The organism is Microbacterium sp. E-13 (assembly GCF_049912955.1).
Classification (GTDB): Bacteria; Actinomycetota; Actinomycetes; order Actinomycetales; family Microbacteriaceae; genus Microbacterium.
The window spans coordinates 1,428,773-1,450,453 of sequence record NZ_CP183973.1 but is presented as its reverse complement, the minus strand read 5'-3'; the positions used below and the strand labels follow the sequence as shown (position 1 = coordinate 1,450,453).

The window sequence follows — 21,681 nt, the reverse complement described above, 5'->3', positions numbered from 1 at the left end:
CACCACGGGCCTCCGACATTCGAAGAAACAGCGCTCGAGGGCCGAGCGCAGGACGGAGCCGGAAGATGAGCGACACGGCCGGGCGCGAGAAGCCCCAGACCCGCCGGCGCAAGAGCCTGAGCGACAAGCAGCTGGCGATCCTCGAGGTCATCCAGCGCTCGATCGCCCGCCACGGCTACCCGCCCAGCATGCGCGAGATCGGCGACGCGGTCGGCCTGAAGTCGCTCTCCAGCGTCACCCACCAGCTCAATCAGCTGGAGCTGAGCGGCTACCTCCGGCGCGACGCCGGCAAGACGCGCGCCATGGAGGTGCTCATCGACCTGCCCGGAACAGCCACCGAGAGCCCCGCCGACATGGCGCCGTCGGTGGGCGACGCGGCGCTGGTGCCCCTGGTGGGCCGGATCGCCGCCGGCGTTCCCATCACCGCCGAGCAGCAGGTCGAGGAGATCTTCCCCCTCCCCCGTCAGCTCGTGGGCAAAGGCGACCTCTTCATGCTGAAGGTCTCGGGCGAGTCGATGATCGACGCCGCCATCTGCGACGGCGACTGGGTCGTCGTGCGCTCGCAGGCTACCGCCGACAACGGCGACATCGTCGCGGCCATGCTCGACGGCGAAGCCACCGTCAAGACGTTCCGGCAACGCGACGGCCACACGTGGCTGCTTCCCCGCAACTCCGCGTTCGAACCGATCCTGGGTGACGAGGCGACGGTGCTGGGCAAGGTCGTGGCGGTGCTGCGCGCGGTCTGATCCGCCGCCACGTGGCGCGCCGGGCGCCGATCGGGCCCAGGCCCACGGCGCCGTCCGGCGCGCCTCCGGCGTGATGGGTGGCGCGGGTCGGGACCAGGCGCTATAAGGGGGGAATGACCGACGTGACCCTCGCCGACGACGCCGCTGCCCTCCGCGCGCGACTGGATGCCCTCGAAGCCGAGAACGCCCGTCTTCGGGCCGGCTCGCCACCGCCGGAGCCTCCCGCCGAGCGAGCCCGCGGCAACCGCTGGCGCGCGTTCCTCTCGGCGCTGTGCATCGTCATCGCGACGATCCTCGTGCCGGTCTCCATCGTCGCGGCCTGGGCACGGGTGGAGCTCGTCGACGAGACGCGGTTCGTCGAGACCTTCGCTCCCCTGGCCGACGACCCGCAGGTGCAGGCGCTCGTCGCAGACCAGGTCTCGACGGCGATCGAGGATTCACTCGACCTCGGCACGCTCGTGAACGACCTGTTCGACGGCATCCAGGGGCTGGATCTGCCGCCGCGCGCGCTCCAGGCGCTCGATCTGCTGCGGGCACCGACGGTCCAGGGGGTGCAGAACCTCGTCGACACGACCGTCACGCGGCTCGTCCAGTCGCCCGCGTTCTCGGACGTGTGGGAGGCGGCGTTGCGCGCGAGCCATCGCTCGCTGGAGGCCGTCGCGGCCGGCGGGACGTCGAGCGGTGCGGTCGTGATCGGTGCCGAGGGCGAGATCGGCATCCAGCTCGGCCCGATCATCGAGGAGGTGAAGAAGCGGCTCGTCGACCGCGGCATCGGCTTCGCCGAGCAGATCCCGGTCATCGACAAGACGATCGTCGTCGCCCAGAGCAACGCCCTGACGGTCGTCGGCACGGTCTACAACCTCGCCGTGACGGCGGGCTGGTGGACGCCCATCCTGGCGCTCGTGTTCTTTATCGCCGGCATCCTCATCGCCCGGAGGCGATCGACCGCCGTGCTCGGGACAGGGGTCGGCATCGCGGTCGGCGCCGGCGTCCTCGCGATCGCGCTGGGGGTCGGCGGGTCGGTGCTCGCACTCAGCGCCCCCGGCCTCGGCGTGCCGGCCGGCGCGCTGGCATCGATATACGAGCAGATCACCGGCGCCATGCGTGACACCGCGGTGGTGCTGACGCTCCTCGGCATCGTGATCGCGGTCATCGCGTGGATGTCGGGGCGGTGGCGGGGCGCGCAGGCGGCTCGCCGTGGCGTCGCATCGGTGAACACGGGGGTGCGCAGTGCGCTCCTCCGGCGCGGTGTCGACACCGGACGCTTCGGCTCGTGGCTCTACGCACAGCGTGTGCTCGTACGGATCGTGCTCGGCGTCCTGGCCGTCCTGTGGCTGATGCTCCTGCGCCCGCTCTCGGTCGGCGAGGTGTTCCTGGTCCTGATCGTGTGGCTCGTCGTGTGGTGGGTGTTCGAACTGCTCCAGCGGCGCCCGGAGGAGGCCGCCGCGGTCGCGGCCGCGAGTGCCGCGGATGCAGACGACGCGGACTTCGCCGACACTCTCGTCATCGACGCCGACACCGTGGTCGTCGATGAGAACGCCACGGAAGTGATTCCGGAGGCGCCGGAATCGCAGACGCCGGATGACGCGACCACGGGGGCGGCGGCATCCGGTACGAAGAAGCGCCCCTAGGCGACGACGCCCAGGGCGGCGAGCTTCAGCGGCAGCAGTTCGCGGAGGGCCGGCTCGTCGACCCCTGGATGACCTCCCGGCCTCCTGCGACCTTCTGTTTCATCCGCGAGCACCCCGGCTTCGTCGTAGCGTTGTCTCGTGACGACACCCGGTGTGCTCCCCTACGGCAGCTGGCCCTCCCCGATCTCCGCGAGGGAGGTGTCGGCGGCGTCTCCGCGTCTGGAGGGCGCGTCGTTCGTCGGCACCGACGGCGAGGTGTGGTGGGGCGAGTCGGTGCCCCACGAGGACGGCCGGTCGGCGGTGCGGCGCAGAACCCCCTCGGGTGCGGTCGTCGACGTGCTCCCGGCGCCGTGGAGCGCTCGATCCCGCGTACACGAGTACGGTGGTGGATCCTGGACGGCCGACGACGACGGCGTGCTCTACTTCGTCGAGAAGGCCGACCAGCGCATCTGGCGAAAGGCGCCCGGCGCTCTCCCGCGCCCGCTGACGCCGGAAGCGGGCGACGTCCGCTACGGCGGGCTCTCGCTGCAGCACGGCCGGCTCCTCGCCGTACGCGAAGACCATAGGCGCGGCCGAACGCCGGTACGCGACATCGTCGAGGTCGCGCTCGAGCGCGCGGGAAGCACGGAGGCTGCGCCCCCCGCCTCGCTCGTCGGGAGCAGTGACTTCGTGGCGCACCCCGCACTGTCGCCCGACGGGACCCATCTGGCGTGGATCGCCTGGGACCACCCGGATATGGCCTGGGACCGTGCGGAGCTGCGAGTGGGGCGGCTCGACGACGGCGTCGTCGCCGAATGGACGTCCGTCGCCGGGGGCACGTCGTCGCCACTGCAGCCCCAATGGGCAGACGATGACGACCTCGTCTACGCCGACGATCCGTCGGGCCGCTGGAACCTCTGGCGACTCCGGCTCACCGCCGACCTGCGCCACGAGCCGATCGCCGACGTCGATGCCGACACCGGCGGCCCGCTCTGGGTGCTCGGCACCCGATGGTTCACGCTGCTCGACGACGGGCGCATCGTCGCGGTGCGGACGAACGGCTCCGACCAGCTCGTCGTGCTCGACGGCGGCGAAGATCGCCCCCTGTCCATCGATGCCGTGACGCGTCTGTCCATCGAAGGCGCCCGCGGTACCCGCGTGCTGGTCTCCGGCGCGGGCTCAGGTGGTGCCGGCCTCTGGGAGATCGATGTCGACGAGCCCGGTGCGGCGCGGCTGATCGTCGGCGGAGCAGCGCCATGGGGCGAGCAATGGATGCCGCGATCCCGTGCCGTGACCGTGCCCGGTCCGCACGGGCCCGTGCACGCCTTCGACTACCCGCCCACCAATCCCGGCGCGATCGGGCCGGAGGACGAGCGCCCGCCGTACGTGGTGTTCGTCCACGGCGGCCCGACCGATCATGTCGGCGGCGCGGCATCCGGCAAGATCGCGTACTTCACGAGCCGCGGCATCGGCGTGCTCGACGTCAACTACGGCGGGTCGAGCGGCTACGGCCGGGCGTATCGCGAGCGCCTGCTCGGCGAGTGGGGAGTGGTCGACGTCGACGACGTCGTCGCCGCGGCTCGGGGCCTGGCGGATTCGGGCGCCGCGGATCGCGACCGCCTCGCGATCGCGGGCGGCTCGGCAGGGGGCTGGACGGTGCTGTGCGCCCTCACGAACTCGGACGCGTTCGGAGCGGGAATCAGCCGCTACGGCGTGGCGGACCTCCGCAAGCTCGCCGCCGACACGCACGACTTCGAGGCGAGTTACCTCGACGGCATGGTGGGGCCCCTCCCCGCGGCAGAGGCCCTTTACGCCGAGCGGTCGCCGCTGTCGCACCTCGACCGGCTGCGAACACCCCTGCTCATCGAGCAGGGGCTCGACGACCGCGTCGTGCCGCCCTCGCAGTCCGAAGCCGTGCGCGATGCTCTCGCCCGCAACGGCGTGCCGCACGCATACCTCGCATTCGAAGGCGAGGGACACGGCTTCCGCAGCGCGGAGACCCAGGTGCGAACGCTGGAGGCCGAGCTGGCCTTCCTGGGTCAGGTCTTCGGCTTCGATACCCCGGGAGTGCCGCCCCTCGACCTCGACTGACGGGGCGGGGGCGGCATCCGTTCGCGGGGCCTCAGACCGCGAAGGGCGCCAGCCGGGCGGCGAGATGCTCGCCGACGCGGGCATGCACGATCGTGCCGCCCTCTTCGTGGTCCTGCGACAGGATCATGCCCTGCTCGTGGATCGCCGACACCAGATCGCCGCGGTCGTAAGGTACGAGCGCACGCACCTCGACGGCCGGGAGCGGCAGCGCGTCTTCGATGGCGGCACGCAGGTCCGCGACGCCCTCGCCCGTGCGCGACGAGGCGAACACCGCTTTGGGCTCGAGTCCGCGCAGCACGAGGCGCGCATCTTCGTCGATGAGGTCGGCCTTGTTGAAGACCACGAGCTCGGGGATGTCGCGGGCGCCGACATCTCCGATCACGTCTCGCACCGTCGCCAACTGGGCGGCCGGGTCGGGGTGCGAGCCGTCGACGACGTGCAGGATGACGTCGGCCTCGCCGACCTCCTCGAGCGTCGAGCGGAACGCCTCGACGAGCTGATGCGGCAGGTTGCGGACGAACCCCACTGTGTCGGTCAGCGTGTAGACGCGTCCGTCCGCCGTCTCGGTGCGTCGCACGGTGGCGTCGAGCGTCGCGAACAGCGCGTTCTCGACGAGCACGCCGGCGCTCGTGAGCCGGTTGAGGAGCGACGACTTGCCGGCGTTCGTGTACCCGGCGATGGCGACCGAGGGGATCGTGTTGCGCTTGCGTTCGGCGCGCTTGGCGTCGCGCGCGGGGGCGAAGTCGCGGATCTGGCGGCGCAGCTGCGCCATGCGCGTGCGGATGCGGCGACGGTCGAGTTCGATCTTCGTCTCACCGGGACCACGCGAACCCATGCCCGCACCGCCGGCGCCGACCTGGCCACCGGCCTGGCGGCTCATCGAGTCACCCCAGCCGCGCAGACGCGGGAGGAGGTACTCGAGCTGCGCCAGCTCGACCTGCGCCTTGCCTTCACGGCTCTTGGCGTGCTGGCTGAAGATGTCGAGGATCACGGTCGTGCGATCGATGACCTTGACCTTCACGACGTCCTCGAGTGCGCGGCGCTGGCTCGGGGCGAGCTCGGTGTCGGCGATCACGGTGTCGGCGCCGACCGCCGCCACGATGTCGCGCAGCTCCTCGGCCTTTCCGCGGCCGACGTAGGTCGCCGGATCCGGGTGCGGGCGACGCTGCAGCACGCCGTCGAGCACGACGGCGCCGGCCGTCTCCGCCAGGGCCGAGAGCTCGCGCAGCGAGTTCTCGGCGTCTTCGGTCTCACCCTGTGCGTGCACGCCGACGAGAACGACATTCTCGAGCCGGAGCTGCCGGTACTCGACCTCGGTGACATCCTCGAGCTCGGTCGAGAGGCCGGGAACGCGACGCAGAGCCGCGCGCTCCTCGCGATCCCACTGCTCGCCGTCGGTGTCGGCCTGGCCGATCGTGGCCTCGTCCTGGAGCGCCTGGGCGGCCCCGAAGACGTGCACCCCGGAACGCGCCTCGGCGCGCGCCAGCACGCGATCCACCGGGTCCACCGGCGTCTCGTCGGTGCTCCGGGGGGTCGTCGTATCCGTCATAAGTTCCTTCGCTTGGTTGATGGATGCCGTTTTCCGCCGTTCATCGGCCGGTTCACGGCATCCGTGAATTCTAGCTTCCCCCTCCGACGAGCACCTCCGCTAGGCTCGTGCCCCATGGGGAGCGACCACTACTTCAGTGCGACGCCCGCCAGCCCCGAGAATCTGCGCCGCATCCGCGTGAGACTCGCCGGACGCGATCTCGAGGTCACGACCGCCGGAGGGGTGTTCAGTCCGGATCACGTGGACTCGGGAACGGCGGTGCTGCTGTCGAACACTCCCCCGCCACCTGCGGGCGGAAACTTCCTCGACCTGGGCTCTGGCTGGGGGCCGATCGCCTTGAGCCTCGCGCTCCAGTCGCCACGCGCGACGGTGTGGGCCGTCGACGTGAATGAGCGCGCCCTCGACCTCGTGCGTCGCAACGCAGCCGATCTCGGCCTCACCAACATCAACGCCGTGCTGCCCGACGATGTTCCCGACGACGTCGTCTTTCGCACGATCCGCTCGAACCCGCCCATCCGGGTGGGCAAGAACGAGCTTCACGGCCTGCTGGAGCGGTGGATCCCGCGCCTGGACGAGCGGGCGGACGCTTGGCTCGTGGTGCAGCGGAACCTCGGGTCGGACTCTCTCCAGCGCTGGCTGGCCGCGACACTCGACCGGCGTTTCAGCGTCCACCGCGCGGCCACGGCCCGCGGATTCCGCGTGCTGAAGGTGCGCCGGCACGGCTCTCCGCCCAGCGAGCCGATCGACCTGCCCGCGCTCTGAGCCGGCCGGCGGGGTGAGCCCCGCGAGCCCGCGACCAGCGAGCGCGCGTCAGGCGAGCGTGACCTCGCCGGTGTAGACGAGGGTCGCCGGCCCCGAGAGGAGCACGTGCCGTTCGTCGCCCACCTGCGGCATGCGCACGCCGAGGGTGCCGCCGGGAACCTCCACGACCCAGTGGTCGGGTGCGGCGGGACCGGCCCAGTGCCGCACCGCGAGGGCCGCCGCGGCGACCCCTGTCCCACAGCTGAGCGTCTCGCCCACGCCGCGCTCGAACACGCGCATGCGGATGGAGCCCACCCCCTCGCGCACGAGCGGATCGCTCGGCACCACGAACTCGACGTTGGCCCCGAGCGGCGGCTCGGGCTGCAGGAGCGGCTGCGCCGCGAGGTCGAGCCCCTCGAGCTCGGTCTCGTCGGGAAGCGCCACCACGACGTGCGGGTTCCCCACGTCGATGCCGACGCCGGGGCGGGGTGCGCCACCTCCGCGGGTGCGTACGAGCACTTCGGACTCGTCGACGGTGAACGCCCCGAGGTCGACCTCGAAGCCCTTCTCGCCGAGGATGCCGTTGCTGCGGGTGACGGTCTTGACGCCCGCCCGGGTGCCGATGGCGAGCGGCGCCCCGTCGACGTCGGCCCAGCCGACATCGACGAGGTAGCGCACGAACACGCGGACCCCGTTGCCGCACATCTCGGCCTTCGAACCGTCGGCGTTGCGATAGTCCATGAACCACTCGAAGGCGCCCGACGACGTGGAGGCGGCGAGTTCTCTGCCCTCTTCGATCGCGTCGGCGCGCACCACCCGCAGGATGCCGTCGCCGCCGATGCCGAACCGGCGGTCGCAGAGCACCGCGACCTGGTCGTCGGTGAGGTCGAGCGCGCCGTCGGGATCGGGGACGATCACGAAGTCATTGCCGGTGCCGTGGCCCTTGGTGAACGCGATCGTCTGCGGCATCGCACCAGTCTACGGGCGGTGGGTCGGCCGTCGGCCGCGCGGCCGACGGCTCAGTCGGCGATCAGCCGCTTGCCGGTGTTCCACGTGTCGAAGGCCTCGTAGCCGAGTGACTCGTAGAAGCCGCGGGCGACGCCGTTCTCGGGGCGCACCATGAGCTGCACCTTGGGGCATCCCATCTCGATCAGGCGCTCCTCTGCCTCTGCCACCAGGCGGCGGCCGATTCCCTCCCCCCGGCGATCCGGCGCGCTGGCGAGGTAGTACAGCCAGCCGCGGTGCCCGTCGTAGCCGGCCATGACGGAGCCGATGATCGTCCGCTCATCGACGGCGACGAGGAACAGCTCGGGCTGCACCGAGAGCTTGCGGCGGATGTCCTGATACGGGTTGTTCCACGGCCGGGTGAGACCGGTCAGCTGCCAGAGCGAGACCACGGCCTCGGTGTCGGCGAGATCGAAGGCGCGGATCGCGATGCTCATGCCGAAGAGTCTGCCAGGGTCGAGGCATCCGTCGTCGGGTCGATCCAGCGCAGCCGGTCGTACCGCTTGAACCACGAGACCTGGCGCCGTGCGTAGCGGCGCGTGAGCGCCTGGGTCTCGGCGATCGCCTCCGATTCCGTCAGGTCGCCGGCGAGCTGGGCGAGCGCCTGCGCATAGCCGATGGCCCGGCGGGCGGTCACCCCCCGCTCCAGCCCCCGTTCGCGCAGCACCCGCACCTCGTCGATGAGCCCGTCGCGCCACATCCCCTCGACCCGGGCATCCAACCGGGCGACGAGCTCGGCGCGGGGCATCGAGACGCCGATGATACGGGTGTCGTCGTGCCAGAGCGCGGGCTCGGCGGGAAGCGCCGCCCCGTGGGTGCGCTCGCCCAGTTCCAGGATCTCGAGCGCTCGCACGATGCGGCGCCCGTTGCGGGGATCGATCTTCTCGGCGGTCGCGGCGTCGCGCTCGCGCAGCCGCGCGTACAGCGCGCCGGGACCGTGCGCGTCGAGCTCCGACTCGAGACGCTCCCGCAGCTCCGGGTCGCGCGGCGGGAACCGGAAGTCGAACAGCACGCTCGAGACGTAGAGGCCCGAACCGCCGACCAGCACGGCGTCCGCACCGCGGCCGTGGATACCCGCGATCGCGGCGCGGGCGGCCTTCTGGTACCAGGCCACTGCGGCCTCGTCGGTGACGTCCAGGACGTCGAACAGGTGATGACGGATGCCGCGCCTCGCGGTCTCCGGCAGTTTCGCCGTGCCGATGTCCATGCCGCGGTAGAGCTGCATGGCGTCGGCATTGACGATCTCTGCCGGACGACCGCGTGCCGCGAGCGCCTCGACGAGGTCGAGCGACAGCGCGGTCTTCCCTGTGCCGGTGGCGCCGACGACCGCCCACAGACGCGGCGAGGCGACGTCGCTCTGGGGAGCTCCCGCTATCGAAACCTGCACTCGCGCACTCAGCTTTCGGCCGCGCATGCCGGTATCGGCCGCGCAAACACATTGCGCCGCCGCATCGTGGGACGCCTCACACGCCGACGCGCAGCGTCGGCAGCCCGAGCGACACGGCGCGCGGAGCGCCGGTCGAGGCGCTGCCGACGGGTGCCGGGATGCCGCACGACTCCGCCTGCGAGCGATCCCACGCGTCGCCGGAGCGGGTGCGGCGGATGCGCAGCGGGGCACCGTCGATCGAGTCCGCGAGCAAGTGGAAGGGCGCGGCGTGACTCACGACGACGGACACGACATCGCCGGGCCGCGGGATCGCGGAACCCGCGGGCACCTCGAAGTGGACGAGGCGATTGTCTTCTGCGCGCCCCGTGAGGCGGTGGGTCTCCGCGTCCTTCTTGCCCTCTCCGGTCGAGACGAGAACCTGCAGCTCACGGCCGAGCTGCTTCTGGTTCTCTTCCAGCGAGATGCGCTCCTGCAGGGCGACCAGGCGCTCGTAGCGCTCCTGCACGACCGCCTTGGGGACCTGATCGGCCATCGTCGCGGCGGGTGTGCCTTCGCGGATCGAGTACTGGAACGTGAACGCGCTCGCGAACCGCGCCTGCTCGACGACGCGCATGGTGTCTTCGAAGTCCTCGTCGGTCTCGCCCGGGAACCCGACGATGATGTCGGTCGAGATCGCGGCGTCCGGCATCTTGGCCCGCACGCGATCGAGGATGCCGAGGAACCGCTCGCTGCGGTACGACCGGCGCATCGCCTTGAGGATGCGGTCGCTGCCCGACTGCAGCGGCATGTGCAGCTGCGGCATGACCGCCGGCGTCTCGGCCATCGCGTCGATGACGTCGTCGGTGAAGGCCGCGGGGTGCGGGCTGGTGAACCGGATGCGCTCGAGACCCTCGATCTCACCCGCGGCGCGCAGCAGCTTGCCGAATGCCTGGCGGTCACCGAACTCCACGCCGTAGGAATTGACGTTCTGGCCGAGGAGGGTGACCTCCATGGCCCCGTCGTCGACCAGCAGCCGGATCTCGTTGAGGATGTCGCCGGGCCGGCGGTCCTTCTCCTTGCCACGCAGACTGGGCACGATGCAGAACGTGCAGGTGTTGTTGCAGCCGACGGAGATGGACACCCAGCCGCTGTAGACGCTGTCGCGCTTCGTGGGCAGCGTCGAGGGGAAGATCTCGAGCGACTCGAGGATCTCGAGCTCGGCCTCCCCGTTGTGCCGCGCGCGCTCCAGCAGGCTCGGAAGCGATCCCATGTTGTGGGTGCCGAAGACGACGTCCACCCACGGCGCCTTCTGCTGCACCGCGTCCTTGTCCATCTGGGCGAGGCACCCGCCGACGGCGATCTGCATGCCGTCGTGCCTGTCTTTGCGGGACTTCAGGTGGCCCAGCGTGCCGTACAGCTTGCCGGCGGCGTTGTCACGGACGGCGCACGTGTTGATCACGACGACGTCGGCTTCTTCGCCCGCCTCGGCACGGACGTAGCCGGCACTCTCGAGCGAACCGGAGAGACGCTCGGAGTCGTGCACGTTCATCTGACAGCCGAACGTGCGCACCTCGTACGTGCGCGCACGCCCGTCCACATCGTGCGCAGCCGGGGACGGCGCGATGAGAGTCGGGGAAGCGGAAGGGGAAGACATGATTCGGCCATTCTACGAGCCGTCCGCCGCCGCAGTGCCGGGGAGGGATGCTGCACCCCGCGTCCGCGCCCCGACGGCTACCGGAACCGCACGCCACCCGACGGACGGGAGGCCTCATCCAGCGCCGTCCGGGCGGCGTTCAGGGCGACGGAGCCGCCGTAGCCTCGCCGGGCCAGCTGCCCGGCCAGGCGGCGGAGTGCGACATCGCGTTCGAGCGAGCGCATCGAGCCGGCTTTCGTGCGAGCGAACTCGAGCGCACGTTCGGCGTCGTCGTCGGGGAGCTCGGCCAGTGCTGCGTCGGCGACGTCCCGCGGCACGCCGCGCTTGGCGAGGCTTTGTGCGATGACCTTACGCCCCTGGCCCTTGCGGCCGGCTCCGGAATGCACCACCTGCTCGGCGAGCCGCGCGTCGTCGAGATAGCCGCGCGCAAGGAACGCTCCGAGGATCGCATCGACGGACTCCGGGTCGAGTTCGTGCGTGCCGAGGTAGGACTTGGCCTCTGATACCGAGAGCTGCCGCGCGCGCAGCTTCTTGAGCAGCCCCTGCTCGGCGGCCTCCCCCGCGTCGGCCACCGACTCGACGCGATCCCGTGGGCGGCTTCGCCCGGGGGAAGCGGTCCGATCCGATCGAACGGACGCGATGTCGAAGGGGCGCTCCTCCGGCAGCGGCGGTCCGCTCTCGATGCCCAGGCCCCCGAGTGCCCGCCGTACCTCGGCAGCGGTCTTCGGGAAGCCCGTGCCGCCGCGATCACCGAAAAGCGGGGTCACGCGGGCGAGTCCGGCGCCGGTTTCGACGTCGGTCTCGTCCCCGCTATCGACGAAGCGGACCATCAGGCCGGACGCCGGGCCGCCAGCTCATCCTCGACGCCGTCGGCCGCACCGCGCGGTACGCCGATGCCGAGCTTCGTCTTGATCTTCGACTCGATCTCGGCGGCGACGTCGGCGTTCTTGATGAGGAAGTTGCGCGCGTTCTCCTTGCCCTGACCGAGCTGCTCACCCTCGTAGGTGTACCAGGCGCCCGACTTCTTGACGATGGCGTGCTCCACGCCGAAGTCGATGAGGCTGCCCTCGCGCGAGATTCCGACGCCGTACAGGATGTCGAACTCAGCCTGCTTGAACGGCGGCGCCATCTTGTTCTTGACGACCTTGACGCGCGTGCGGTTGCCGACCGCCTCGGCGCCGTCTTTCAGGGTCTCGATGCGGCGGATGTCGAGACGCACCGACGCATAGAACTTCAGCGCCTTACCACCGGCCGTGGTCTCGGGTGAGCCGAAGAACACGCCGATCTTCTCGCGGAGCTGGTTGATGAAGATCATCGTGGTGTTGGTCTGGTTGAGCCCACCGGTCAGCTTGCGCAGCGCCTGCGACATGAGACGCGCCTGCAGCCCGACGTGGGAATCGCCCATCTCGCCCTCGATCTCGGCCTTGGGCACCAGGGCCGCGACGGAGTCGATCACGATGAGGTCGATCGCGCCGGATCGGACGAGCATGTCGGCGATCTCGAGCGCCTGCTCCCCGGTGTCGGGCTGCGAGACGAGCAGCGCGTCGATGTCGACGCCGAGCTTCTGCGCGTAGTCGGGGTCGAGCGCGTGCTCCGCGTCGATGAACGCCGCGATGCCGCCGGCGCGCTGCGCGTTGGCGATCGCGTGCAGGGTGAGCGTCGTCTTACCCGACGACTCCGGCCCGTAGATCTCGATGATGCGACCGCGCGGGAGCCCGCCGATGCCGAGGGCGACGTCCAGGGCGATCGAGCCGGTGGGCACGACCTCGACGGGCGCGCGCTCGTCGCTGCCGAGGCGCATCACCGAGCCCTTCCCGAACTGCCGGTCGATCTGGGCGAGGGCCGATTCCAGGGCCTTCTCGCGGTCAACGGGTGATGGCATGACGTGCTCCTCTATGCTCGCGTTCCGTCGCCTGTAGGCTGTCGCGCTCCGACCCGGTGGGACGGATGCTGCGACAAGGCGTGAGGTGTCGTTCGACGCTCATCACGTTAGGGAGGGGCTCCGACATCGGCCTTCACTCCTCCCGCGTCCGTGCAAAACACGTCCTCGACACCTGCTGTGCAGGAGCCTACGCCGCCATCGAACACTTCTTCGATGACACGCCGCGAAGCGGCACGAGTCGATGGCTCAGCGGCGACGCGGTTCGAGCCGCCCGACGCCGTAGCGCCGGTCAGCGGGAACGTCCAGCTCTTCGCACAGCGCGAGCCAGACCTCGCGCGGGTCCAAGCCTGCATCGATGGCGTCGGCCGCGCTTCGTCCGCCGATCTTCGACAGTACGAGGTCGTTCACCACGGCGTTCGCGCGCGCGCCGAACTCCTCGGCCACAGCCCGGTTGAACTCACTGCGACGCATACCCGTGGCGAGATTCCAGAGCCTTCGTGAAGAAGCGGTTCAGCGAAGCGACAGCTCGGCGTCGACCGAGGCCACCAGGTCGTCGGGGACGACGTCGGGGAAGGTCTGCAGACCCTCGAGCACCGAGATGCGGTCGCCGACCTCGCGCATGATCGTCGAGATGGGAACGTCGAGCGCCTCGGCCACCGACGCGAGGATCTCGCTCGAGGCCTCCTTCTGACCGCGCTCCACCTCGCTCAGGTAACCCAGCGCGACGCTTGCGCGGCTCGCGACCTGCCGGAGGGTACGACCCTTCTGCTGGCGGAAATCACGAAGCACTTCGCCGATCTCTTGACGTACCAGGATCATCAGGGCCCCTCCTCACTTCTGATTCCACCGTCTTCCGGGTGCCCAACAGTACAGCACCGGATGATGCCAATCTAATCCCGCGAACTGGGCAATGGGTGGGAATCACCGAATGTAACCGAGACGAAACACGGTCTGTTCCCGCTGCCGGGTGCAGCGGCGGATGCCTCAGACCAGCGTGAGCGCCAGCTCGATCACGCTCTCCACCGTGCGCGTGCGGATCTCATCGCGCGTCCCGGTGAGCGTGAGCGCTGAGACGACGACCGTCTCGGGCGTGGCGACCGCGACGTAGACCGTTCCCACCGGATGCCCATCCTGCGGATCGGGCCCGGCCACACCGGTCGTCGCAAGCCCGACGTCCGCCCGCAGCACCCGGCGGGCGCCCTGCGCCATCTGCTCGGCGACCGTGGGGTCGACGGCGCCGCGGGCTGCCAGCAGATCGGCCTCGACGCCGAGCGCCGACGACTTGAGGTCGGTGGCGTACGCGACGATCCCGCCTCGCACGTGCGCAGACGCCCCGGGGACGTCCACCAGCGTCGCCGTCACGCGGCCGCCCGTGAGCGACTCCGCCGCGGCCACGGACCAGTCGCGGGTCGCGAGGGCGCGCAGCAGACTCGCTGCCGCGGCCGTCATGCGTCTTTCCGCTTGGCGCGCGCGCCGCGCATCTCGGTCACGACGTAGTCCACCCCGCTCAGGATCGTGAGGATCACCGCGATCGTCATGAGAACGCTGTTGACCCAGAAGATCCCGTCGCCGACGAGCGTCCAGAGGGGCAGCAGCGCGAGCGAGAGGGCGATGCCCTGCGCGAGCGTCTTCAGCTTGCCCATCCAGGCCGCGGCGAGCACGTGATCGCTCACGACGATGAGACGGTACACCGTGATGCCGACCTCGCGGATGAGCACGACGATCGTGACCCACCACGGCAGCTCGCTCAGGATCGACAGGCCGATGAAGGCGAACCCCGTCAGGACCTTGTCGGCGATCGGATCGAGCAGCTTGCCGAGATCCGTGACGATGTGGTGCTTCCGCGCCAGATAGCCGTCGATCCCGTCGGTCGCGATCGCGACGATGAAGAGGGCCGCCGCCCACCAGCGCAGCGCACCATCCGCTCCCCCGTCGGCGAGCAGCATCCACAGGAAGACCGGCGCGCACAGGATGCGCACGATCGTGATCGCGTTGGGCAGCTGCCGGGGGATCGCCATGGCCCGAGCCTATCGGCGGAGCACCGTGCCGCCAGGCCGCCGGAAGCGAGTCATTCCCGACCCGTGAGCCCCCAGGCGTCCTCCGAGCCCGTGTCGCCGTCGACGACCGGGTAGCCGTCGTACTGCGAGTCGACGGCATCCGTCCCGTAACGGTCTTCGGCGTCCGGTGCGGGAGCAACTGCCGCGGGAGCCGCGTCGGGCACGTCCTCGCCGCGTATCCGCGCCAGGACCGACGGCAGCTGCTCGACCGTCACCAGCACGTCACGTGCCTTGGAGCCTTCCGAGGGCCCCACGATCTCGCGCGACTCGAGGAGGTCCATGAGCCGGCCGGCCTTGGCGAAGCCGACGCGCAGCTTGCGCTGCAGCATCGACGTCGAGCCGAACTGGCTCGAGACCACGAGCTCGGCGGCGGCGAGCAGCAGCTCGAGGTCGTCGCCGATGTCGGCATCGATCTCTTTCTTCTCCGCCACAGCGGCCACGTCGGGGCGGTACTCCGGGCGGGCCTGCGCCGTCACGTGCGCGACGACCGCCTCGATCTCCTTCTCGCTCACCCACGCGCCCTGAACGCGAAGCGCCTTCGATGCGCCCATCGGCAGGAACAGGCCGTCGCCCTGGCCGATCAGGCGATCGGCGCCCGGCTGGTCGAGGATGACCCGGGAGTCGGTGACGCTCGTCACGGCGAAAGCGAGGCGAGACGGCACATTCGCCTTGATCAGACCCGTGACGACGTCGACGGACGGCCGCTGCGTCGCCAGCACGAGATGGATGCCGCTGGCCCGCGCGAGCTGCGTGATGCGGACGATGGAGTCCTCGACGTCGCGCGGCGCCACCATCATGAGGTCCGCGAGCTCGTCGACGACCACAAGGAGGTAGGGGTAGGGCTTGAGGACGCGCTCGCTCCCCGGCGGCAGCGTGATCTCACCGGCCACGACGGCCTTGTTGAAGTCGTCGATGTGACGGAAGCCGAAGGACGCGAGGTCGTCGTACCTCATGTCCATCTCCTTCACGACCCACTGCAGCGCCTCGGCCGCCTTCTTGGGGTTCGTGATGATCGGCGTGATCAGGTGCGGCACGCCGGCGTACGAGGTGAGCTCCACGCGCTTGGGGTCGATGAGCACCATCCGCACGTCGGCGGGCTTCGCCCGCATCAGCAGGCTCGTGATCATGGAGTTGACGAAACTCGACTTGCCCGAGCCGGTGGAACCGGCGACGAGGAGGTGGGGCATCTTCGCGAGATTGGCGACGACGTAACCGCCGCCGACGTCCTTGCCGACGCCGATCGTCATCGGGTGGGTCTGGTTCGTCGCGGTCGTCGAGCGCAGCACATCGCCCAGCGTGACGATCTCGCGATCGGTGTTCGGGATCTCGACGCCGATCGCGCTCTTGCCGGGGATGGGCGCGAGGATGCGCACCTCGTTCGACGCCACGGCGTAGGCGATGTTGTTCGTGAGCGCCGTGATGCGCTCCACCTTCACTCCGGGGCCGAGCTCGATCTCGTACTGGGTCACCGTCGGGCCCCGCGAGAAGCCGGTGACGCGTGCGTCGACCGAGAACTGGTCGAGCACGCTGGTGATCGCCCGCACGGTGTCGTCGTTCGCCTGTGAGCGGGCCACGTGCGGCGATCCCGCGGCGAGCGAGTGGACGGACGGGAGCCGGTAGGGGGCGGACGGCGAGTCCACCGCCGTCGTCGAGCCGATGCCGTCGAGCCCCGGCAGCGTGCCGTCGTCCTCGATGACCTCGGCGTCGTCGCGCAGCGACGTGCGCGACGACGTCGCCGCCTTCGCCGCCGACAGGACGGCCGGGTCGATCACCTCGGTCATGGCGTCCGTCGGCACCGGAGGGGGCGTGACCGGCGCCGCGATCGCCTGCTCGAAACCGCCCTGAGACGATCCGGCGGCCAGCAGCTCCGTGAGGTCCTGGGACCCGATGCCGTCGTCCGGGTCCTTCTCGCGACCCGTCTTGTTGCGACGCCAGAAGGGCAGGGACGGGTCGCCGTCGTCCTCGGCGGAGTCGTCGGCCGAGGCATCCGCCGACTTCTCGTGCGGCGGCTCGGCCCCGAACATCCACGCGTACAGCTCGCCGAGACGGCGGCCGATGCGGTTCGGCGGCGTCTTGGTGATGATCAGGACGCTGAGCACCGCCAGCAGTGACAGCACGATGTACGCGCCCACATCCGTGAGCACCAGGGCGATCGGCTCGCCGAGCATCCACCCGAACAGACCGCCCGCCTCGCTGAGCGCGGGCAGGCCCTCACTGGGCTTGGGCCGCCCACCGGCGACGTGGCAGAAGCCGGCGATCGTGAGGACGAGGAGGCCGAAGCCGATGCCCACACGGCCGTTGTCGTGCACGGACGACGGATGCCGGAACATCCACCCCGCGAGGATGAGCAGCAGCACCGGCAGCACGAAGGCCTCACGGCCGATCAGGCCGCCGACGGTGTAGGCGCTGATCGTCTTCGCGACCTCGCCGCCGATGAAGAACCACTCGTTGACGGCCCCGGCGATCGCCAGCAGTACGAGCAGGAACGGGAAGCCGTCGCGGCGCTGGTCCTTCTCGAGCGACTCCGGGCCGAAGGCCCGGAAGAGTCCGCCGGTGGCGTGGGCGAGTCCGAGCCATGCCCGCACGACGACGGGGGGCCGATCGGGTTGGTCGACGTAACGCTTGGGCGCGGGTGCCGGTTTCGCGGCCGCGGGCTTGCGCGCGGTCGACGACGCGTTCGCACGCCCGTTCGTCGATGCGCTCGAAGACGCGCGCGACCCTTTGGTCGGGCTTGAGCTCCTGGCCATCCCTCAACGGTAGGACGGTGTCCCGACATTTCCGGTGAACCACGCCGCCGGCGGGGGCGCGAGGAAGACGAATGCCTCAGCGCAGGCGCTTGACCATGGTGTCGCGTCCCGACCCGCTCTGGGTGACGGCGAAGCCCTCGCTGCGGTAGAGCGTCGCGGCGAAGTTGCCCCGCTCCACGCTCAGGCTGATACGCGCGTATCCCTCCGCGCGGGCGTGCTCGCACAGGCGCTGCAGGAGCGCGCGCCCCACGCCGTGGGCTCGCCAGATCGGCTTCACGCCGATGATGAGCTCCGGAACGCCGGTGCCGACGTAGCCGAAGCCGGGATCGCTGCGCGGCAGCATCCGGTACCAGGCGGCGCCCACCGGCTCGCCGTTGCCGTCCTCTGCCACGAAGCCCGCGTCCCCCGGCCGCATCCAGCCGGCGACGTAGCGGCGATGCTCGGTGCCCCCGATCACCTCGTGCCGCGGCCGCGCGCCCCCCTGCTGCCAGTTCGCGGCTTCGACGACCATGTCGCCGAGGAACGCGCCGTCCGCCGCGACGGCGGGACGGATCCGGAACGAGATAGCCACAAGGCCGATCGTACGGCCCGCGTGTTACGCCTCGGTACTCCGCCCGATGGCGATCTCGCTACGCTTCGATACTCCGCCGATGGTGATCTCGCTACGCTTCGATCACGAGCGGCACGATCATGGGGCGGCGGCGGAGCGACTGGTTCACCCAGCGCCCGATCGTGCGCCGAACGACCTGCGAGAGGGCGTGCTGGTCGCGCACGCCGGACTTGGCGGCTTCCGCGAGGGCGGCGGCGATCTTGGGCTTCACGTCCTCGAACACCGAGTCGTCCTCCGCGAAGCCGCGCGCGTGGATCTCGGGACCCGAGATCACTTTGCCCGTCGAGGCGTCGACCACGACGATCACCGAGATGAAGCCCTCCTCACCCAGGATCCTGCGGTCCTTGAGATCGGCATCCGTGATCTCACCGACGGTCGATCCGTCGACGTACACGAAGCCGAGGTCGAGCTGGCCGACGATGCGCGCGTCGCCGTCCTTCAGGTCGATGACCGTCCCGTTCTCGGCGAGAAGCGTGCGCTCGGGGTCTATGCCGGTGTCCTGCGCGAGCCGTGCGTTGGCCATGAGGTGGCGGTACTCGCCGTGCACCGGGAGCACGTTGCGCGGCTTCAGGATGTTGTAGCAGTAGAGCAGCTCGCCGGCCGCGGCGTGGCCCGAGACGTGCACTTTGGCATTGCCCTTGTGCACGACGTTCGCGCCGAGCTTGGTGAGCCCGTCGATCACGCGGTAGACGGCGTTCTCGTTGCCCGGGATGAGGCTCGACGCGAGGATGACGGTGTCGCCCGGGCCGGGCTCGATCGCGTGGTCCAGGTTGGCCATGCGGCTCAGGACCGCCATGGGCTCGCCCTGGGACCCGGTCGACATGTAGACGATCCTGTCGTCGGGAAGGTCGCGAGCCTTCTTGTAGTCGATCAGCACGCCCTCCGGCACGTGGAGATAGCCGAGGTCCTCGGCGATCGTCATGTTGCGCAGCATGCTGCGTCCGAGAAGAGCCACCCGCCGGCCGTGAGCCGCGGCCGCATCGAGCACCTGCTGCACGCGGTGGACGTGGCTGGAGAAGCTCGCCACGATCACCCGGCGCGGCGCCTTGCCGATGACCTGGTCGAGCACGGGGCCGATCGAGCGCTCCAGCGGCGTGAAGCCCGGCACGTCGGCGTTGGTGGAGTCGACGAGGAAGAGGTCGACGCCCTCCTCCCCCAGCCGTGAGAACGCGCGGAGGTCGGTGAGGCGGCCATCGAGCGGCAGCTGGTCCATCTTGAAGTCGCCGGTGGCCAGCACCAGGCCTGCGGGCGTGCGGATCGCCACCGCGAGGGCGTCGGGTATCGAGTGGTTGACCGCGACGAACTCGAGCTCGAACGGGCCGAGGTTCTCGCGCTGCCCCTCCGCCACGGTGAGGCTGTACGGCCGGATGCGGTGCTCCTTGAGCTTCGCCTCCGTGAGCGCGAGGGTCAGCCCCGATCCGATGATCGGGATGTCGCTCTTGAGCTTGAGCAGATACGGCACGGCGCCGATGTGGTCCTCGTGGCCGTGCGTGAGCACGACGCCGACGATGTCGTCGAGGCGCCTCTTGATCGGCTCGAAGTCGGGAAGGATCAAGTCCACACCCGGCTGGTGCTCCTCCGGGAACAGTACGCCGCAGTCGACGACGAGGAGCTTTCCCCCGTACTCGAACACGGTCATGTTTCGGCCGACCTCGCCCAGGCCGCCGAGCGGGATGACCCGGAGGGTTCCTGCGGCGAGCTCGGGCGGATCGTATGGAGTGGTGGGCATCGTGAAGCCTCCTCATGATGCCCGCGGGCATCCGTTCATCAGCGCGCGGTCGCCGACGCGGCGACGGCGCGATCCGTCATCTCGTGGTGCCCGACACCTTGGGCAGGGCGCCGCCGGCGGCGGCGTTGCGGTCGGGGCGGAAGTTCGAGAAGTCGGCACCGGGGACGCCGGTCACGAGGGCGAGCTCGTCCTCGATCTTGGCCGCCTCCCACTCCTCGGGGCCGACCAGCGGCAGTCGCACGCGGGGGCTTCCGATGCGGCCGAGGCCGTGGAGGATGTACTTCGCCGACACCGTGCCGGGCACGTGCGTCATCACGGCGCGCACGAGGGGCTCGAGCTGCCGGTGCGCGGCGGTCGCGGTCTTCAGGTCGCCCGCATTCACGGCGTCCACGATCGCGCGGTACGGCTGCGCGGCGATATTGGCCGTGACCCCGATGAGGCCCGTCGCACCGATGGCGAGGTGCGGCAGCACGTTCGCGTCGTCTCCCGAGAAGTACATCAGGTCGGTCTGGTTGAGCACGCGGCTCACCTCGCTGAAGTCGCCCTTGGCATCCTTGATCGCCAGGATGTTCGGATGCTTGGCGAGGCGCAGGATCGTCTCGTACTTGATCGGCACGCCGGTGCGGCCGGGGATGTCGTAGAGGATCACGGGCAGATCGGTGGCGTCGGCGACGAGCCGGAAATGCGTCAGGATGCCCGCCTGCGTGGGCTTGTTGTAATACGGCGTGACGATCATGATGCCGTCCGCGCCGACCTTCTCGCTGGCTTTGTAGAGCTCGATGGCGTGCGCGGTCTCGTTCGATCCGCCGCCGGTGATGACGGCGGCGCGCCCCGCGGCGACATCCTTTCCGACCTCGACGAGACGGATCTTCTCCGCATCGGTGAGGGTCGACGTCTCGCCGGTGGTGCCGGTGACGACGATGCCGTCGGCGCCCGCCGTGATGACGTCGTCGATGTGCTTCTCGACAGCGGGCCAGTCGACCTCGCCGTCGGCCGTCATGGGGGTGACGAGCGCGACGAGCACCTGTCCGAAGGGATTGCCCGGATGCGTCATGCCTTCAGGTTATCTGGATGCCGCGACCGCCGCGTGCGGCCGGCGCCGGGGACTACCGCCCGCGTTCGGCGATGCGCGTGGCGAGCGAGGGCGGCGCGACGCGGGCCAGGGCCACCAGCAGCTTGTAGCGCAGCGACGGGATCGACACCGCGGCGCCCCGCGCCACGTCGCGCAGGGAGTCCGACACGACCGCGGGCGCACCGAGCCAGAGCACCTCGGGCACGCCCTCCTCCCCCGGAGGCAGCCCGAGCCGCTCGTGGAAGCCCGTGTGCGTATAGCCGGGGCAGACCGCCGTCACCGTCACGCCGCGCGGCGCGTAGCGGCGGTTGGCCCACCGGCTGAAGCTCACGAGCCACCCCTTGCACGCGCCGTACGTGGAACGCGGGATGAAGGCCGCCACCGACGCGACGTTGACGATGCGGCCGTGGCAGCGCGAGCATCGGCCCGAGCGCCGCGTGCGTCAGCCGCATGGGCACCTCCACGTGCAGCTCGAGGTGCCGGACCTCGTCGTCGATGTCGTTGCGCTCGAACGCCAGCGGCAGTCCGAACCCGGCATTGTTCACGAGGATCTCGATCGGCCGGGTCTCGTCGCGCACGCGCTCCTCCACGCGCTCCCGCTCGCGGGGCTCCACGAGGTCGGCGGCGAGCACCTCGACCTCGACGCCGTGGGTCGACCGCAGCCGGGTCGCCAGCTCTTCGAGCGCGTGCCGGTCGCGGGCGACCAGCACGAGATCGGCACCCTTGGCCGCGAGCTGCCGCGCGTACTCGGCCCCGAGACCCGAGCTCGCACCCGTGATGAGCGCCGTCTTCGCCATGTGCGCCACCCTACGCCGGGCCGCG

19 protein-coding genes and 1 pseudogene are annotated in these 21,681 nt (G+C 70.4%); 4 read left to right on the top strand and 16 right to left on the bottom strand.

The features are described 5' to 3' along the window. Positions 1-65: 65 nt before the first annotated feature. The 3 genes from lexA to ACN9MP_RS06520 all read left to right on the top strand — a co-directional run bounded on the left by lexA (position 66) and on the right by ACN9MP_RS06520 (position 4,447). Positions 66-746 carry a transcriptional repressor LexA gene (gene lexA / locus ACN9MP_RS06530; protein WP_426324794.1) on the top strand — a complete coding sequence of 227 codons (681 nt, stop codon included), beginning with the start codon at positions 66-68 and terminating at the stop codon, positions 744-746. A 113-nt stretch (positions 747-859) separates the two neighbouring features. After that, positions 860-2,377 carry a hypothetical protein gene (locus ACN9MP_RS06525; RefSeq protein WP_426324792.1) on the top strand — a complete coding sequence of 506 codons (1,518 nt, stop codon included), beginning with the start codon at positions 860-862 and terminating at the stop codon, positions 2,375-2,377. Between the two features lie 138 nt (positions 2,378-2,515). Next, complete coding sequence (locus ACN9MP_RS06520) at positions 2,516-4,447, top strand: alpha/beta hydrolase family protein (RefSeq protein ID WP_426324790.1); 1,932 nt, start codon at positions 2,516-2,518, stop codon at positions 4,445-4,447. 31 nt (positions 4,448-4,478) lie between these two features. Here ACN9MP_RS06520 and hflX read toward each other — a convergent pair whose 3' ends face one another. Further along, positions 4,479-5,996: a GTPase HflX gene (hflX, locus tag ACN9MP_RS06515; RefSeq protein WP_426324788.1), complete on the bottom strand. Its 1,518-nt coding sequence runs from the start codon at positions 5,994-5,996 to the stop codon at positions 4,479-4,481. Positions 5,997-6,110: 114 nt separating this feature from the next. Between hflX and ACN9MP_RS06510 the strand changes: the two genes are divergently transcribed. Next, a complete protein-coding gene (locus ACN9MP_RS06510) occupies positions 6,111-6,758 on the top strand; it encodes a class I SAM-dependent methyltransferase (protein WP_426324786.1) in 648 nt (215 codons plus the stop codon). Between the two features lie 48 nt (positions 6,759-6,806). On the opposite strand, the gene dapF is transcribed toward ACN9MP_RS06510, so the two are convergent. The 15 genes and pseudogenes from dapF to ACN9MP_RS06435 all read right to left on the bottom strand — a co-directional run bounded on the left by dapF (position 6,807) and on the right by ACN9MP_RS06435 (position 21,656). Continuing rightward, positions 6,807-7,706 carry a diaminopimelate epimerase gene (gene dapF / locus ACN9MP_RS06505; protein ID WP_426324784.1) on the bottom strand — a complete coding sequence of 300 codons (900 nt, stop codon included), beginning with the start codon at positions 7,704-7,706 and terminating at the stop codon, positions 6,807-6,809. A 50-nt stretch (positions 7,707-7,756) separates the two neighbouring features. Next, on the bottom strand, positions 7,757-8,179 hold the full coding sequence (locus ACN9MP_RS06500; protein ID WP_426324782.1) for a GNAT family acetyltransferase: 423 nt from the start codon (positions 8,177-8,179) through the stop codon (positions 7,757-7,759). Further along, positions 8,176-9,156 carry a tRNA (adenosine(37)-N6)-dimethylallyltransferase MiaA gene (miaA, locus tag ACN9MP_RS06495; RefSeq protein ID WP_426324768.1) on the bottom strand — a complete coding sequence of 327 codons (981 nt, stop codon included), beginning with the start codon at positions 9,154-9,156 and terminating at the stop codon, positions 8,176-8,178. Before miaA ends, ACN9MP_RS06500 begins: the two co-directional genes overlap by 4 nt. A 49-nt stretch (positions 9,157-9,205) precedes the next feature. Beyond that, the gene (gene miaB / locus ACN9MP_RS06490) at positions 9,206-10,762 is read right to left on the bottom strand and encodes a tRNA (N6-isopentenyl adenosine(37)-C2)-methylthiotransferase MiaB (protein ID WP_426324723.1); all 1,557 of its coding nucleotides are present in this window, start codon (positions 10,760-10,762) and stop codon (positions 9,206-9,208) included. 77 nt (positions 10,763-10,839) lie between these two features. Beyond that, positions 10,840-11,334, bottom strand: coding sequence for a regulatory protein RecX (locus ACN9MP_RS06485; RefSeq protein ID WP_426324721.1), 495 nt, complete (start codon positions 11,332-11,334; stop codon positions 10,840-10,842). Positions 11,335-11,591: 257 nt separating this feature from the next. Beyond that, positions 11,592-12,644 carry a recombinase RecA gene (recA, locus tag ACN9MP_RS06480; protein ID WP_192636124.1) on the bottom strand — a complete coding sequence of 351 codons (1,053 nt, stop codon included), beginning with the start codon at positions 12,642-12,644 and terminating at the stop codon, positions 11,592-11,594. Between the two features lie 246 nt (positions 12,645-12,890). Further along, positions 12,891-13,115: a DUF3046 domain-containing protein gene (locus ACN9MP_RS06475; RefSeq protein WP_426324719.1), complete on the bottom strand. Its 225-nt coding sequence runs from the start codon at positions 13,113-13,115 to the stop codon at positions 12,891-12,893. Positions 13,116-13,154: 39 nt separating this feature from the next. Further along, entirely contained in the window at positions 13,155-13,463 is a 309-nt protein-coding gene (locus ACN9MP_RS06470; protein WP_109211855.1) for a helix-turn-helix domain-containing protein, read from the bottom strand. Between the two features lie 165 nt (positions 13,464-13,628). Further along, a complete protein-coding gene (locus tag ACN9MP_RS06465) occupies positions 13,629-14,093 on the bottom strand; it encodes a CinA family protein (RefSeq protein ID WP_426324717.1) in 465 nt (154 codons plus the stop codon). Next, positions 14,090-14,662, bottom strand: a complete 573-nt coding sequence (pgsA, locus tag ACN9MP_RS06460; RefSeq protein WP_426324715.1) for a CDP-diacylglycerol--glycerol-3-phosphate 3-phosphatidyltransferase — start codon at positions 14,660-14,662, stop codon at positions 14,090-14,092. The genes ACN9MP_RS06465 and pgsA overlap by 4 nt, the downstream gene beginning before the upstream one ends. Positions 14,663-14,712: 50 nt before the next feature. Then, positions 14,713-17,448, bottom strand: coding sequence for a DNA translocase FtsK 4TM domain-containing protein (locus ACN9MP_RS06455; RefSeq protein ID WP_426324713.1), 2,736 nt, complete (start codon positions 17,446-17,448; stop codon positions 14,713-14,715). Between the two features lie 76 nt (positions 17,449-17,524). Further along, on the bottom strand, positions 17,525-18,019 hold the full coding sequence (locus tag ACN9MP_RS06450; protein WP_426324711.1) for a GNAT family N-acetyltransferase: 495 nt from the start codon (positions 18,017-18,019) through the stop codon (positions 17,525-17,527). A gap of 91 nt (positions 18,020-18,110) precedes the next feature. Continuing rightward, the gene (locus ACN9MP_RS06445; RefSeq protein ID WP_426324709.1) at positions 18,111-19,787 is read right to left on the bottom strand and encodes a ribonuclease J; all 1,677 of its coding nucleotides are present in this window, start codon (positions 19,785-19,787) and stop codon (positions 18,111-18,113) included. A 76-nt stretch (positions 19,788-19,863) separates the two neighbouring features. Then, a complete protein-coding gene (gene dapA / locus ACN9MP_RS06440; protein WP_426324707.1) occupies positions 19,864-20,841 on the bottom strand; it encodes a 4-hydroxy-tetrahydrodipicolinate synthase in 978 nt (325 codons plus the stop codon). Positions 20,842-20,893: 52 nt separating this feature from the next. Next, positions 20,894-21,656 (bottom strand): annotated as a pseudogene (locus ACN9MP_RS06435) (SDR family NAD(P)-dependent oxidoreductase). Between the last annotated feature and the right edge of the window lie 25 nt (positions 21,657-21,681).